Genomic DNA, 14,931 nt, shown 5'->3' with positions numbered 1-14,931 from the left:
ATGAACCGCATATTAATGATACTGTCGCTCCTCGCCGCCGCCTTTCCGGCGGCGGCGCAGGTGTTTGACAATGTGTCGACCGGCGAGGAAGAAATAGCCTTGAGCAATTTTCAGCGCGACGAGGAGTCGGTGGTGTTTGTGCCCAAGGGGCAGTGGATCACCGGAGTGTCGGTGTCATATCAGCAGAGCAACCAGGACAAGTATCAGTTTCTTATAATAGAAGATCTCAGCGGCGACACCTATACATTCAAGGTGTCGCCTATGCTGATGTTTGCCGTCAAGAATGACCTTGCCGTTGGCGGACGCTTTGCCTATACGCGCTCGCTTACCAAGCTTGAAAATGCCGACATAGTGCTTGACCCGGAGACGGGCTACACCTTTGACCATCTCTATCGGCTGAGCCACAATTATTACGGCACTGTAATGATGCGTAATTATTTCTCGCTCGGAAAGTCGAAGCGATTTGGCTTTTTCAATGAGGTGCAGATTCAGCTCGGCGGCGGTCAGACCAAGTTCACCACCGGAGTAGGAACTACGCTTTCCGGTTATTACGAACGTAATTTTTCAGCTGAGATAGGTCTGTCACCGGGTATGTGTATATTTCTCAATGATTATTCCGCCATGGAAGTTAATGTCGGAGTGCTTGGATTCAGTATGACCGATACCCATACCTACAACGACCAGATATATGAGTCGTCGCGTACATTCAAGTCGGCAAATTTCAGAATCAACCTGTTTTCGATATCATTCGGTGTCACATTCTATCTATAAGCTATGATAAGGAAATTACTCTTTTTATTGTTTCTGGCAACGATAGGATGGACTGTCGCGCCTGCCGCGCGTGCCGATGTGCCGGTTGACTCGCTTGCAAAGATTGTGGGCGGAAAGTTTGTCTGGGTGCCTGACTCGATGACATCAAAGGTGAATTCGGTGCTTAAAGGCAATCCGGGACTTGACGAGAGGGTGATTCACAAAGGTGACACTATCCCGATGGTGCTTAAAAGCCGCAACCTGGGACGTTTCGACCGAGGTCTTACCAATTATCTTTTCATTCCTAAAGGGTCGTGGGCTGTGGGGCTGACGGTGTCCTATGGTGAGTTTTCAACCAAAGATCTCCAGATACTGGACCTTTTGGACGATATTGACCTCGGGGGATACATGTTTTCAGTGAATCCCTATGTGGCATATTTTATTCGTAACAATCTGTCGCTCGGTCTAAAAATCGGCTACGCTGCATCCAAGGGTGACATCAACTCTTTCAAGATTGATATTGACGAGGACATGAATTTCAATCTCCATGACATCTCCTATAAAAGCAAAAGTTACTCGGCGGCGATTGCCATGAGACAATATTTCGGTATTGCCCGCCAGGGGCGCTTCGGAGTGTTTAACGAGGTTGACTTGCTGATAGGGTCGGGTAGCAGTGACTTTACGCGTCCGTATGACGGAGAGCTCAAGACAACCCATACCGATATGACCAAGCTTGAATTGAATTTCATGCCCGGAGTGAATGTGTTTATAATCAAGAATGTGTCATTCAACCTTTCATTCGGAATTTTTGGCTTCCACATGAAGAGTGAGAAGCAGGCGGTCAACGGTGAGCCGCTCGGCAGCCGGTTTACGTCGGGGGCAAATTTCCGTTTCAACATATTTAATATGAATTTCGGCATAGAGGCACACTTCTGATGCCGTCAAAAAGAGCAATGACTTACCGATATAAAAATATAGTCCTTAAAAGTATATGTGGCTTGCTGCTTGCCGCGATAGCCGGGTGTATTAAAAACGACCTGCCTTATCCGCGCATACAGCAGAATATCCTCGCCATAGAGGCTGTGGGCGAGCTGAAGCCCGCGGTGATTGACTCCGCCAATCTTACGGTGACGCTCTCGCTGAGCGAGCTGGTCGATATACGTGCTGTCAATTTCAGCTTGTTTGAAATCACTCCGGAGGCTTCCGCCACGCCTAATCTTGCAGTGGGGGTGCATGACTTCACACGTCCGGTTGTGGTCACTGTCAGCCGCTATCAGGACTATCAGTGGGTGGTCAGTGCAGAGCAGACGATAGAGCGATGGTTTCGGGTGGAAGGACAGATAGGGGAGACGGTGATTGACGATGTAGGCAAGCGTGTTATGCTGCGTGTGCCCGAGACCGCCGACCTCGCCGGTCTTCAGCTCACTGCGGTAAAGCTCGGTCCCGCCGGAATATCAACGATGATTCCTGACCTTCAGCCCGGCACGATTGATCTGTCGCGTCCTCTTGACGTGACGGTAAACTGCTGGGGGCGCTCGGAGGAGTGGACAATATATGCTGAAAAGAGCGAGTTGACGGTCATCACTTCGAGAGCCGATGCATGGGCGCAGGTAATATGGGCTTATGGAGAAGGACCTGCCGACGCTGTGAATACGTTCCGATACAGACGTGCCGACAGTGACGAGTGGATTACAGTGGATGCTGCCGATGTCAACCACAACCAGGGCGCGTTTTCTGCTGCGATAGCCCATCTTGAACCGCTTACCGAATATGTGGTAGCCGCAGTCAGCGGCGAGGACACAGGCAATGAGATACGTGTCACCACCGAGTCTACGCGCGTGTTGCCCGACGGGTCATTTGACCAGTGGTGGCTAAACGGCAAGGTGTGGTGTCCGTGGGATGAAAACGGAGAGCGCTTCTGGGATACGGGTAATACCGGAGCGGCAACGCTTGGCGAAAGCAATGTGCAGCCATCTGACCATACGCCTATGGGCAGCGGACAGTCGGCGATGCTTGAGACTCGGTTCGTCGGTCTTTTCGGTATAGGAAAGCTTGCTGCGGGTTCGATATACACAGGCTCGTTCAGAAAAGTCGACGGCACCAACGGTATTCTCGATTTCGGGCGTCCCTGGCAGCAGCGCCCTACCAAGCTTAAAGGCTATTATCAATACACGACGGCGCCGATTGATTATACATCGACAGAGCTTGCCGACCTCGCGGGGCGACCCGATTCATGCCATATCTATATAGCGCTTACTGACTGGACCGCGCCTTTTGAGATACGTACCAACCCGCGTAACCGTCAGCTCTTTGACGCCTCTTCACCATCAGTGATTGCCTACGGGGAGTTGATACGCGGCAGCAACACCAACGGCTATGAGGAGTTTGAAATCAGGCTGAACTACCGTTACACCGACAGAGTGCCGACATATATACAGATTACCTGTGCCGCGTCAAAATATGGCGACTATTTCACGGGCGGAACAGGGGCAATACTCTATGTCGACCAGCTTTCGCTCGACTACGACTATTAGTCTAATTAGTCCAATTAGACCAATTAGACTAATTTGACCAATAAAAAATTAACAAAAATCCACCACCATGACTGACACATTTCTCCCTCAAAAAGGTAACTATCGTAAGCTGATTGCTTTTCAGAAAGCTCAATGCATTTACGATATTACCTACTATTTCGCCCATAAATATCTGGTGAAGGGTGACAGGACTATTGACCAGATGGTTCAGGCAGCACGCAGTGGTCGGCAAAACATAGCAGAAGGATCTGCGGCTGCTGCAACCTCTGCCGAGACAGAGATAAAACTAATTAATGTGGCTCGGGCAAGTCTTCAGGAATTACTATTGGATTATGAGGATTTTCTGAGAGTGAGGAATTTGTGTATATGGGATGTGAATAGTGAGAAAGCAATCGTGACCCGGCGCGTATGTGCCGGTAATAACGATTCTGCTTTTTATATCGAAAAGATAAAGGAACGCTCAGCTGAAACCATTGCCAACATCGCGATTACGCTTATACATCAGACCGATGTGTTTTTGAGAAAACTCCTTGACCGGCTTCAAAATGACTTCCTAAGAAACGGCGGTATTAAGGAGCAAATGTATCGTGCCAGAACTGAATATCGAAGTCAAAATAAAAAATACTCCTCGAGATAATCAGGAGTGGCACGTGAAAAAAAGTTTGGCGGAGTGTGTGAAAATAGCTAACTTTGCAGCGCTAAATTTAAAAACGTGCATTGAGTTATGATAAACCGAATTTTGATAAGAATGAAGGTGGTGCAGATGCTGTATTCCTATCTGCTTACCCGTAGCGATTTCAATATTCTTCCCGCCCCTGAAGCGCAGTCGCGCGACAAGCGGTATGCCTATTCCCTTTATTGTGACTTATTGCTGCTACTTGTGGACCTTTCAGGGTTCAAGGTAAGTAATTTTGAGGGTCGCCCGCGCATAGAGCGTGTTGAGAAACGTCAGAAAAATGACAGTTCACGCATAGCTCAGGCTCTTGCCTCAAATGATGAGATGGCTGACATAGCGCTTGCCCACAAGTCATTTTACGACGCGCTTGCCCCGATGCGTCTGCGTCTCAAGACCGAGGTGCGCGAGTCGTCGATTTATAAGGAGTACTCCCGTAAAAAGAATATCCCGGAGATTCAGGAAGAAGTGGCTATGTGGAAGGCTGTCTTCTCTACTGTGTTGCTTCGTGACGCCCAGCTTCAGGAGCTTATCAAGGGCAATCCGGAGTTTACTCATGTCGGTTACGAGCAGGCGCTTGCCATGTTTGACAGCACTCTGAGCGACTACTCTTCAGTAAGAAGTTCGCTCGTGGACGCCCGCCGTGGTCTTGAACAGTCGCTTGACAAGGCCTATGAGCTTTACCACAGCCTGTTCCAACTAATGATTGACCTGACCCACCTGCGCGAGCTTCAGCTTGACGAGGCGAAACACAAATATCTGCCTACCCATGATGACCTTAATCCCCGTCTGCGCTTTGTTGAAAACCAGTTTATCAAGTCGCTTGAGGAAAATGAGGACATGCAGGAGTATCTGAAAGAAAACCCGATTTCATGGGTCGACGATGATGTTACGCTTCGACGCCTGCTTGACAAGATACTTGAAAGTGACATATACAAAAAGTATATGGACGCTAAGGTCACTGACTATGCTGCTGACTGCGAGCTGTGGTATCAGTTGCTCAAAAATGTGATAATTGAGAGCGACGACCTTGCCGAGGCTCTTGAATCGCAGTCGGTCTACTGGAATGATGACCTGAACATCATGGGCTCGTTTGTGTTGAAGACAATCAGGAACTTCGCTTCTTCGGAAGGTGCGCCGGTGAAGCTTCTGCCCAAATACAAGGATGCGGAAGATGAGAGATTCGGTCCCGGACTCTTTGAAAAGGCGATTGCCGACCGTCAGGATTACCGCGAGCTGATTGACGAGTGTCTTGTCGAGAGCCGTTGGGATCCTGAGCGTCTCGCCTTCATGGACATCGTGATACTGACCACCGCGATTGCGGAGCTGCTTAATTTTGAGTCGATACCGACACTTGTTACAGTTAACGAGTATACGGAAATCGCCAACTATTACTCTACCCCTAAGAGCGGGCAGTTTATAACCGGAATGCTCTACGCGATTATTAATAATCTAAAAAAGAGCGGCAGGCTTGTGAAAGAGTAAAATCTTTGTTATATTTGCAGTAATATTAACTAACCGAACAACATAGAAAAATTATGCTCAACAACTTTATAGCCCTGCAGCAGGGCGGCAACGCAGGAGTGATGAATCTCGTGATGATTGTGGCGCTTATCGCCATCTTTTACTTCTTCATGATTCGTCCCCAGCAGAAGAAGCAGAAAGAAATCAAGAAATTCCGCGATGCGCTTAACGTGGGTGACCGAGTGATAACCGCCGGTGGCATCTATGGAAAGATTCGCGGCGTGAAAGACACTACCATCGTGCTTGAGATAGCCGACGGAGTGCGTATCACAATTGACAAAGGTTCAGTATATCCCTCTGCAGCGCAGGCTCAGGAAGCGGCTAAAGAGTCAGATAACGCAGCGAAGTAAAGAATCGGGTCAATCCTACCCGGCTACAACTTATATAAGCCCGTGCATTCCGGAACTCCCGGCTATGAACGGGCTTTGTCGATATAATAAAGTTACCGTATATGAAGTTAGTGACACAGATTAGATATCAGCTCGGTCGCCTGCACGATATTATCACTTCGGCGCGCGGAAAGGAAGTGCTGCTGTTCCTGCTGTTTCTGTTGATATCCTATATATTTTGGCTTCTTCTGACACTCAACAACGAGATGCAGGAAGATCTTGAGGTGCCAGTCGCAATAACCGACGTGCCCGACAGCGTGACGCTGATCACCGAGATTCCTCCTGCCGTGAAAGTCAGCGTCAGAGACAAAGGGTCGGTGTTGATGCGCTACAAGTGGGGTAGTTCAAAGGTCATGAAGATTAACTGGAAAGATTACACCGAGAGCGACAACAAGCTGCTGCTGAACAAGGCTGACCTTGCGGCGCGTCTGAGAGATTATTTCGGCGGCGGAAGTCAGATTGTGACCATTATCCCTGACTCTATACGTATAAATTATACGACCGGGCCCGGCAGGAGGGTGGTGTTGAGGGTTAATGCCGACATCCATCCCGCCATAGGCTATATCGTCAACGGTCCCATACGCTCCAACGTGGACTCTGTGTGGCTCTATTCGGTCAACGACCTGCCTCACTCTCTGACATCGGTAGAGACAGTGCCAGTGGTGAGAGGCGGTCTTAGCGACACTACTTACATAGAAGCGAGAATCGACCCGATACCGGGTGTGCGTATAATCCCTGACCATGTAAGGCTTGTGATACCTGTCGAGCCGCTTATATCACGTAAGCAGAAAGCGCCTGTTGTGGTCAAGAATCTGCCTGAGACTATTAATATGATAACATTTCCATCGAGCGTAGAGGTAAGTTATCTTGTGCCAATGAGTTCTTATAACAGTGAGCCGTTTGATGTAAAGGCTTATGTCGATTATAACGATGTGTCAAGCGGGGGCAACGGAAAATTGCCGGTTACGCTGTCATTGCTCCCCGACCTTTACCATAACACTGAGATGTCGCCTGACAGCGTCGAATATATCGTAGAGCAAAAACATTGATAATCACAGGTAGTTGGAAATGACAGGACTTATTGCAATCGCAGGTGGAATAGGCAGCGGAAAATCAGTGGTGGCGCAGATATTGCGTGTCATGGGACATGAGGTATATGACTGTGACCGTGAGGCGCGTCGGCTTATGGATCGTGACGAAGAAATGAAATGCCGTATAGCTGAGCTGATTTCCGCTGAAGTCATCCTTGATGACCGGTCCATTGACCGTCGGCGCCTTGCCGAGATAGTGTTTGCTGATGAAATTATGCTCTCCCGCCTCAATGGAATCGTTCACTCCGCTGTGCGCGACGACATAGCGCGTTGGGCGGCGTCACGCTCCGGGCGTCCGCTGTGGGTGGAAAGCGCGATTGTCTACGAGAGCGGTATCGACAGCATGGTCGATGAAGTGTGGGAGGTCACCGCTCCTGTTGAGCTGCGTGTAAAGCGCGTCATGTCGCGCAATGCCATGACCCGCCGGCAGGTGATGGAACGAATAGAGGCGCAATCGCGTAATGTCACGATGCGCCCCCATCATTGTGTCAAGACTATTGTCAACGATGAAATAGCCCCTTTGTTGCCTCAGATACTGCGCCTCCTCTAAAATTCTGAAGAGAAATGGAACCGGATTTTGGGGAAGTCACTCTGTGCCATCTGCAACACATAGTTTGAGTCGGCAAGAAATACGTCTCTGCCGTCGCGGTCGATTGCCATGAACTGGTGTTTGCGCTTCTTGAATGCGGCAAGAGCCTCGGGGTCATCGCTTTCAATCCAGCATGCCTTGTAGAGGGAAAGAGGCTCCCATCTTACTGTGGCGCCATATTCATGAAGCAGGCGGTATTGTATCACCTCAAATTGCAGCTGACCGACGGTGCCGATGATTTTTCGCCCGTTGAACTGGTTGGTGAACAACTGTGCCACACCTTCGTCCATGAGCTGCTGGATGCCTTTTTCAAGCTGTTTGGCTTTCATGGGGTCGGTGTTTTCGATGTATTTAAACATCTCGGGCGAGAAGCTCGGGAGTCCTTTGTAGTGGAGGTTTTCGCCTTCTGTAAGAGTGTCGCCAATCTTGAAGTTGCCGGTATCGGGAATACCTACGATGTCGCCCGGAAACGCTTCGTCGACAATATTCTTTTTCTGTGCCATGAAGGCGGTGGGTGCGGCAAAGCGCATCATTTTACCGGAGCGGATGTGCTTATAGTTATAGTTGCGCTCAAATTTTCCTGAACATACTTTTACAAACGCGATACACGAGCGATGGTTTGGGTCCATGTTGGCATGTATCTTGAACACGAAGCCTGAAAAGTTTGGCTCGTCGGGGTTGACCGTGCGCTCTTCGGCTGTGACAGGGCGCGGTGCGGGTGCAATCTTTACAAAGCAGTCAAGCAGCTCCTTTACTCCGAATGTGTTAAGCGCGGAGCCGAAAAATACCGGAGCCACCTTGCCGGCGAGGTAATCGTCGACATTCAGTTCCGGATACACTCCTTCGATAAGCTCAAGGTCCTCCCTGAGTTTTGCCGCGTCCTTTTCTCCTACAGCCTCGTCTATACGCGGGTCGTCTACAGAGTCTATTTCCACGCGTTCTGTCACCTGAGTCTTGCTGGGTGTAAACAGGTCAAGCGAGTGTTCATATATATTGTACACGCCTTTGAATTTAGCGCCTATGTTTATCGGCCATGAGAGCGGGCGCACTGCAATCTTCAATTCAGCCTCAAGCTCGTCAAGTATCTCAAACGGGTCACGTCCTTCACGGTCAAGCTTGTTGACAAAAATAATGACAGGCGTATTGCGCATGCGGCACACCTCCATCAGTTTTCGTGTCTGCTGCTCAACGCCCTTAGCCACGTCAACAACTATTATGACGCTGTCTACGGCGGTCAGTGTGCGGTAGGTGTCTTCCGCAAAATCCTGGTGACCGGGAGTGTCGAGAATGTTTATCTTGTAATCGCCATAGTTGAATCCCATAACTGAGGTGGCAACCGAAATACCGCGCTGTTTCTCGATTTCCATCCAGTCGGATGTTGCGGTCTTCTTTATTTTATTTGATTTTACTGCGCCTGCCACATGAATGGCTCCACCGAAAAGAAGCAATTTCTCGGTGAGTGTTGTCTTACCGGCGTCGGGGTGGGAGATGATGGCAAATGTGCGCCTGCGGCTGATTTCGTCGTTAAGTGTTGCCACGTCAATATAGTTTTTTAGTTTTCTGAATTTTTGAGTATATTAATGCATTTTTCAAGGCTGTCCATCCAGTAGGGGGTCTCCACGTTGAATGTCGCCTTTATCTTGGAGGTATTGAGCACGCTGTAAAATGGTCTTGCTGCCGCTGTGGGGTAGTCTTCGGTAGGTATCGGTCTCACGGTGCATCCTTTTATGCCGCCAAGGCGGTGGATGGCATTGGTGAAGTCATACCATGACGCTACACCGGAATTGGTAAAGTGATATATCCCCGGCACCCATTGGTGGGAGACAAGTATTTTGTATATTGCCGATGCAAGGTCGGCTGCATAGGTGGGCGAGCCTATCTGGTCGTCGACCACTTTCAGCTCGTCGCGTTCCTTTCCGAGGCGAAGCATTGTTTTTACAAAATTGTTTCCGTAGGGAGAGTAGAGCCATGCCGTGCGCACTATTATGCTGTCGGGTGCAAGCGCGATAAGCGCGGTTTCACCTTGGCGTTTGGTTGTCCCGTATTGAGATATGGGATTTACTTTGTCGCTTTCGAGGTAGGGGCGGAAAGCTTTTCCGTCAAACACGTAGTCGGTCGAGACGTGCAGCACTTTCGCGCCGATGGCGCTTGCCGCGTTGGCGATGTTGCACACCGCGTCTACGTTTATCCTGGAACATAATGCCTTGTCTTCTTCGGCGCGGTCTACTGCGGTATATGCCGCGCAGTTCACTATATGGGAAAACTCGTTGCCGATGACAAAGGTCTTTACCGCTTCGGCGTCAGTGAGGTCGAGCTGTTCAATATCTGTATAGATTGTCTTTCCCGGCAGCTCTTTTTCAAGTATGGCATACATTTCTTTACCGAGCTGGCCGTTGCAACCTGTGACTAATATCTTCATCCTGTAAACCCGTTTGATTTAGAGAGTGCAAAGTTACTAATTTTGCATCGCAACGCAAAATCAAGTTGCACGTGAGTCTATTAAAAAAGAAAAAGGATGTGAATCTTTCACATCCTTGAGGTCGTAGCGGATAGGGGAATCGAACCCCTATTTCCAGTGTGAGAAACTGGCGTCCTAACCGTTAGACGAATCCGCCATGGGTCATTGTTGTTTCAACGGTGCAAAGGTAGATATAATTTTTGAATATGCAAAATGTTTTGCGAAAAACTTTTTTAATAGTTTTGAAATCATCGGATTTCCAACAAATTACTCTCCCGTGTTGTTTATAATGTATCTTTTACTTTAAATCAAGCCATAAATGATTATGGCGACAGATACGTTATGGAACAGTATATTTTATCGCTCGACCAGGGGACAAGCAGTTCCCGTGCGATAGTTTTCAATCAGACCGGCACTATATGCTCGGTCGCCCAACGGGAGTTTGAACAGATATTCCCCCAGTCGGGGTGGGTGGAACATGACCCCCATCAGATATGGGCGTCGCAGGCGTCAGTCATAGCCGAGGCAATATCAAAGATTGATATCAATGGTAAAAACATCGCGGCTATAGGTATCACAAATCAGCGTGAGACCACTATCGTGTGGGACGTGGACACTGATTTGCCTGTCTACAATGCTATCGTGTGGCAGGACCGCCGTACAGCCGATTATTGCGACAAGCTGAGGGATGAAGGTCTCGTCGAGATGATCCGTAAAAAGACGGGTCTTATACTTGATGCTTATTTCAGCGGGACCAAGGTGAAATGGATTCTTGACAATGTGCCGGGGGCAAGGGCGCGTGCCGAGGCGGGGAAATTGCGTTTTGGCACAGTCGACAGCTGGCTGATATGGCGTCTTACCCGAGGGGAGGTGCATGTGACCGATGTCACCAACGCGTCAAGGACAATGCTATTCAATATACACACACTTCAATGGGACAAGGAGCTGCTTGAACTTTTTGACATTCCTGAATCCATGATGCCGACCGTAAAATCATCAAGTGAGGTATATGGCTATACGACAACTACACTTTTCGCCCATAAAGTGCCTATTTCCGGTATTGCCGGTGACCAGCAGGCTGCTTTGTTCGGGCAGATGTGTGTCGAGCCGGGTGCAGTGAAAAATACTTACGGTACCGGCTGCTTCCTGCTTATGAACAGCGGTAATGTGCCTATTGAGTCGCAGAATAAGCTTTTGACTACCATCGCATGGAAGATAGGCAGTGAAGTCACTTATGCGCTGGAGGGGTCGATATTTGTCGGCGGTTCTGTCGTGCAGTGGCTGCGCGACGGATTGAAGTGTATCGACAGTTCTGCCGATGTGGAAGCTCTGGCTGCATCGGTGCCCGACACTGACGGTGTGTATTTTGTGCCTGCCTTGACGGGACTTGGGGCGCCTTATTGGGACCAGTATGCCCGCGGTTCCATCTCAGGGATAAGCCGTGGCACGACTACCGCCCATATAGCGCGCGCCGCACTTGAAGGTATAGCTTACCAGACCTACGACATAGTAAAGGCGATGCAACGTGACTCCGGATTGCCCATAACCAATCTGAAAGTGGATGGCGGAGCATCGCGAAATGACCTCTTGATGCAATTCCAGAGCGACATCCTTGACACACAGGTGCTGCGACCTAAGATAACCGAGACCACTGCGCTTGGTGCGGCATATCTTGCCGGTCTTGCCATCGGTTACTGGAAGAGCATAGATGAAATACGTGCCCAGTGGCAGGTAGAGAGAATGTTTTCTCCGAGTGGTGATACAGAAAAGGTCGAGCGGGAGATTGCCGGATGGCATGATGCTGTCAACCGTGTACTTTCAGCTTACCCTGATAAATTATAAACGTCATGGAGCCTCCTTCGTTATTAGTGCAATGTGTGTTTGAGTTTCTCGGCACTATGGTGATGATTCTTCTTGGCTGCGGGGTGTGTGCATGTGTCAGCCTGCGCAAGTCCAAAGGCGAGGGTGCCGGATGGATTGTGGTAACCCTTGCATGGGGTCTTGCCGTGATGTGTGGCGTGTTTATCGCGGGCCCTTTCTCGGGGGCACACCTTAATCCCGCCGTCACGTTAGGACTTGCAGCAGCCGGGAAATTCCCGTGGACATGGACGGTGCCATTTGTCTTGTCCCAGATGCTCGGCGGCATTATCGGCGCCGTGCTTGTCTATATATTTTATAAAGACCATTTCGATGCGACCGACGACAGCGAGGTGAAACTCGGAGTGTTTGCGACAGCTCCGGCTATCCGTAACCACTGGCGTAATCTCGTGTGTGAGATTGTGGGCACTTTAGTGCTGGTGCTTGTCATCCTCTTTATCGGTGACGACAGCAATTCTTCCCAGGTAGGGCTTGGTTCTATCGGGGCGTTGCCGGTGTCTCTGCTGGTGGTTGTAATCGGAATGTCGCTTGGCGGCACTACCGGCTATGCGATAAATCCCGCGCGTGACCTCGGTCCGCGTATTGCTCATCAGATTTTGCCTATCAGGGATAAGGGATCGAGTGACTGGGGCTACAGCTGGGTACCGGTGTTTGGCCCGCTCATAGGCGGAATGGTGGCTGCTATAATCTATGCAGCCGTAAAGTCGATGCTGTGATTTCTGTTTTATAAAGAATTGCGAAAGCCGCTCCTTTTGGGGCGGCTTTCGTAGTTTTGGGTATGTGTCGTGGAATTATTCGTCAGCGTTGGTTTCGGCATATGCCTTGAGCAGTTTTTCCTGTACATCACCGGGAACAAGCTCGTATGCCGAGAATTTCATTGTGAATGATGACCGTCCGCCGGTTATCGAACTTAACGCGGTAGAGTAGGATGACATCTCTTTCAGCGGAACACGTGCCTGAATCTTTTCAAAGCCGTTTTCGCTTGACATGCCCATGATTACCGCGCGGCGTCCTTGAAGATCGCTCATCACGTCGCCCATCACATCGGCGGGAACCATGACCTCAACGTCATAGACCGGTTCAAGAATCTTCGGGTTGGCATTGCGGAACGCTTCGCTGAAGGCGTTTCTACCGGCGAGTCGGAATGATATTTCATTAGAGTCAACCGGATGCATCTTGCCGTCATAGATGCACACTCTTACATCGCGTGCATAAGAGCCGGTGAGCGGTCCCTGTTCCATGCGGTCCATCAATCCTTTCACGATTGCCGGTATGAACCTGGCGTCAATAGCGCCGCCTACGATACAGTTGTGGACAATCAGCTTGCCTCCCCATTCAAGTGGTATCTCCTGGGTGTCGCGCACATTCATCTTGAACTCCTGGCTGCCAAATTTGTAGGTGTCGGGAGCTGGCATGCCTTCAGTGTAAGGCTCGATGATAAGATGAACCTCGCCAAACTGTCCTGCGCCGCCCGATTGCTTCTTATGACGATAATCGGCGCGTGCCGCCTTGGTGATAGTCTCGCGATAAGGTATTTTAGGCTCGTCAAATACGATGGGTAGTTTATCGTTGTTTTCGACACGCCATTTCAATGTGCGCAGATGGAATTCACCCTGACCTGAAAGGATGGTCTGTTTAAGTTCCTTGGATTGCTCGATTACCCATGTCGGGTCTTCTTCGTGCATGCGGGTAAGGATTTCACTCAGCTTTTCAGCATCGCTTTCAGTCACCGGGCGTATGGCACGCTGATATTTTGGTGCGGGATATTTGATGAAGTCAAAGCGATATTCACAACCTTTTTCATCAAGGGTGTTGCCGGTGCGGGCGTCTTTGAGTTTCACGGTCGCGCCTATGTCGCCTGCGCAAAGCTTGTCGACGGGAGTCTTGATCTGTCCGCACACACAGAATATCTGCGCGATACGCTCCTTTGCCTCGCGGTCAACATTGTTGAGGTCGACTCCGGGGGTGAGCGTGCCGCTCATCACCTTGAAGTAACTTACCTCACCAATATGCGGCTCTACCGTTGTCTTGAACATGAACAGTGACAGCGGGCCGTTGCTGTCGGGCTTTACCTCTTCGCCTTCTGTATCTACCGGTGCGGGCATATCTTCCACGAAAGGCACTACGTTGCCGAGGAATTCCATCATGCGGCGCACTCCCATGTCCTTGAGAGCGCTTACGCAGAATACCGGGAATATAGAGCGGTCGACAAGTCCTTTACGTATGCCTTCGCGCATTTCATCTTCGGTGAGATGTCCCTGGTCGAAGAATTTCTCCATAAGGGTCTCGTCATTTTCAGCGGCTGCCTCTACGAGTTTCTGGTGGAGTTCCTGAGCGCGTTCCATCTCTTCGGCGGGTATCTCCTCTATTACGGGCACTCCGCCGTCGGGTCCCCAGGAGTATTTCTTCATGAGCAGCACGTCGATCATGGCGTTGAAGCCGGCGCCCACATTTAGCGGATACTGGATGGGCGTCACTTTAGGACCGAAGATTTCGGTCATCTGCTCGATTACATTTTCATAGTCGGCTTTCTCGCCGTCAAGCTGATTGAGGGCGAAGATTACCGGCTTCTTGAGTGAAGCGGTTGTGCGGAAGATGTTTTGTGTGCCCACCTCTACACCATACTGCGAGTCGATGAGTATGACTCCGGTATCGGTCACGTTGAGTGCGGTGATAGCGTTGCCTACGAAGTCATCGCTACCCGGGCAGTCGATGACGTTAAGCTTCTTGTTCAGAAATTCGGCATAAAAAATGGTAGAGAACACAGAGTAACCATACTCTTTCTCCACCGGGAAATAGTCACTGACCGTATTGCCTGACTCTACATTGCCGCGACGTTTTATAACTCCACACTCGTAAAGCATCGCTTCAGCGAGTGTGGTTTTTCCCGAGCCTTTGCTACCGAGCAAGGCGATGTTCTTGATTTCGTTAGTTTGATAAACCTTCATGTTATTAGAGAGTTTTTAGAGTTATTAAAAAAGTGCGATTCGTTAACTGTTAATTAACGAATCGCAAATTATTAAATATTTCCGAAAAATCCTACTT

At 49.7% G+C, this 14,931-nt stretch carries 13 protein-coding genes and 1 tRNA gene; 10 read left to right on the top strand and 4 right to left on the bottom strand.

Annotation, left to right across the window (positions count from 1 at the left end; all coding sequences use genetic code 11):
- The 8 genes from E4T81_RS02460 to coaE all read left to right on the top strand — a co-directional run bounded on the left by E4T81_RS02460 (position 1) and on the right by coaE (position 7,511).
- Positions 1 to 771: a hypothetical protein gene (locus E4T81_RS02460; protein WP_245206990.1), complete on the top strand. Its 771-nt coding sequence runs from the start codon at positions 1 to 3 to the stop codon at positions 769 to 771.
- Positions 772 to 774: 3 nt separating this feature from the next.
- Positions 775 to 1,686: a hypothetical protein gene (locus tag E4T81_RS02455; protein WP_135041075.1), complete on the top strand. Its 912-nt coding sequence runs from the start codon at positions 775 to 777 to the stop codon at positions 1,684 to 1,686.
- 17 nt (positions 1,687 to 1,703) lie between these two features.
- Complete coding sequence (locus E4T81_RS02450) at positions 1,704 to 3,284, top strand: PCMD domain-containing protein (RefSeq protein ID WP_167761593.1); 1,581 nt, start codon at positions 1,704 to 1,706, stop codon at positions 3,282 to 3,284.
- A 67-nt stretch (positions 3,285 to 3,351) separates the two neighbouring features.
- Positions 3,352 to 3,921, top strand: a complete 570-nt coding sequence (locus tag E4T81_RS02445) for a four helix bundle suffix domain-containing protein (protein WP_135041071.1) — start codon at positions 3,352 to 3,354, stop codon at positions 3,919 to 3,921.
- 87 nt (positions 3,922 to 4,008) lie between these two features.
- Positions 4,009 to 5,442 carry a transcription antitermination factor NusB gene (locus E4T81_RS02440; protein WP_135041069.1) on the top strand — a complete coding sequence of 478 codons (1,434 nt, stop codon included), beginning with the start codon at positions 4,009 to 4,011 and terminating at the stop codon, positions 5,440 to 5,442.
- Positions 5,443 to 5,495: 53 nt separating this feature from the next.
- Complete coding sequence (gene yajC / locus E4T81_RS02435) at positions 5,496 to 5,831, top strand: preprotein translocase subunit YajC (protein WP_135041067.1); 336 nt, start codon at positions 5,496 to 5,498, stop codon at positions 5,829 to 5,831.
- Positions 5,832 to 5,932: 101 nt separating this feature from the next.
- On the top strand, positions 5,933 to 6,919 hold the full coding sequence (locus E4T81_RS02430; RefSeq protein WP_135041065.1) for a hypothetical protein: 987 nt from the start codon (positions 5,933 to 5,935) through the stop codon (positions 6,917 to 6,919).
- 19 nt (positions 6,920 to 6,938) lie between these two features.
- Positions 6,939 to 7,511, top strand: coding sequence for a dephospho-CoA kinase (gene coaE / locus E4T81_RS02425; protein ID WP_135041063.1), 573 nt, complete (start codon positions 6,939 to 6,941; stop codon positions 7,509 to 7,511).
- On the opposite strand, the gene E4T81_RS02420 is transcribed toward coaE, so the two are convergent.
- The 3 genes from E4T81_RS02420 to E4T81_RS02410 all read right to left on the bottom strand — a co-directional run bounded on the left by E4T81_RS02420 (position 7,508) and on the right by E4T81_RS02410 (position 10,165).
- The gene (locus E4T81_RS02420; protein WP_135041062.1) at positions 7,508 to 9,088 is read right to left on the bottom strand and encodes a peptide chain release factor 3; all 1,581 of its coding nucleotides are present in this window, start codon (positions 9,086 to 9,088) and stop codon (positions 7,508 to 7,510) included. The genes coaE and E4T81_RS02420 overlap by 4 nt on opposite strands.
- A gap of 14 nt (positions 9,089 to 9,102) precedes the next feature.
- A complete protein-coding gene (rfbD, locus tag E4T81_RS02415) occupies positions 9,103 to 9,969 on the bottom strand; it encodes a dTDP-4-dehydrorhamnose reductase (RefSeq protein WP_135041060.1) in 867 nt (288 codons plus the stop codon).
- A 124-nt stretch (positions 9,970 to 10,093) separates the two neighbouring features.
- A tRNA-Glu gene (locus E4T81_RS02410) sits at positions 10,094 to 10,165 on the bottom strand.
- 185 nt (positions 10,166 to 10,350) lie between these two features.
- Between E4T81_RS02410 and glpK the strand changes: the two genes are divergently transcribed.
- Both glpK and E4T81_RS02400 read left to right on the top strand, forming a co-directional pair.
- Entirely contained in the window at positions 10,351 to 11,850 is a 1,500-nt protein-coding gene (glpK, locus tag E4T81_RS02405) for a glycerol kinase GlpK (RefSeq protein WP_135041058.1), read from the top strand.
- Between the two features lie 5 nt (positions 11,851 to 11,855).
- Positions 11,856 to 12,602 carry an MIP/aquaporin family protein gene (locus tag E4T81_RS02400; protein WP_135041056.1) on the top strand — a complete coding sequence of 249 codons (747 nt, stop codon included), beginning with the start codon at positions 11,856 to 11,858 and terminating at the stop codon, positions 12,600 to 12,602.
- Between the two features lie 75 nt (positions 12,603 to 12,677).
- On the opposite strand, the gene E4T81_RS02395 is transcribed toward E4T81_RS02400, so the two are convergent.
- Entirely contained in the window at positions 12,678 to 14,834 is a 2,157-nt protein-coding gene (locus E4T81_RS02395; RefSeq protein WP_135041054.1) for a translation factor GTPase family protein, read from the bottom strand.
- Positions 14,835 to 14,931 lie beyond the last annotated feature (97 nt).

Source organism: Barnesiella sp. WM24, from assembly GCF_004570975.1.
GTDB lineage: Bacteria > Bacteroidota > Bacteroidia > Bacteroidales > Muribaculaceae > Muribaculum.
This window is presented reverse-complemented; position numbering and strand designations above follow the sequence as displayed.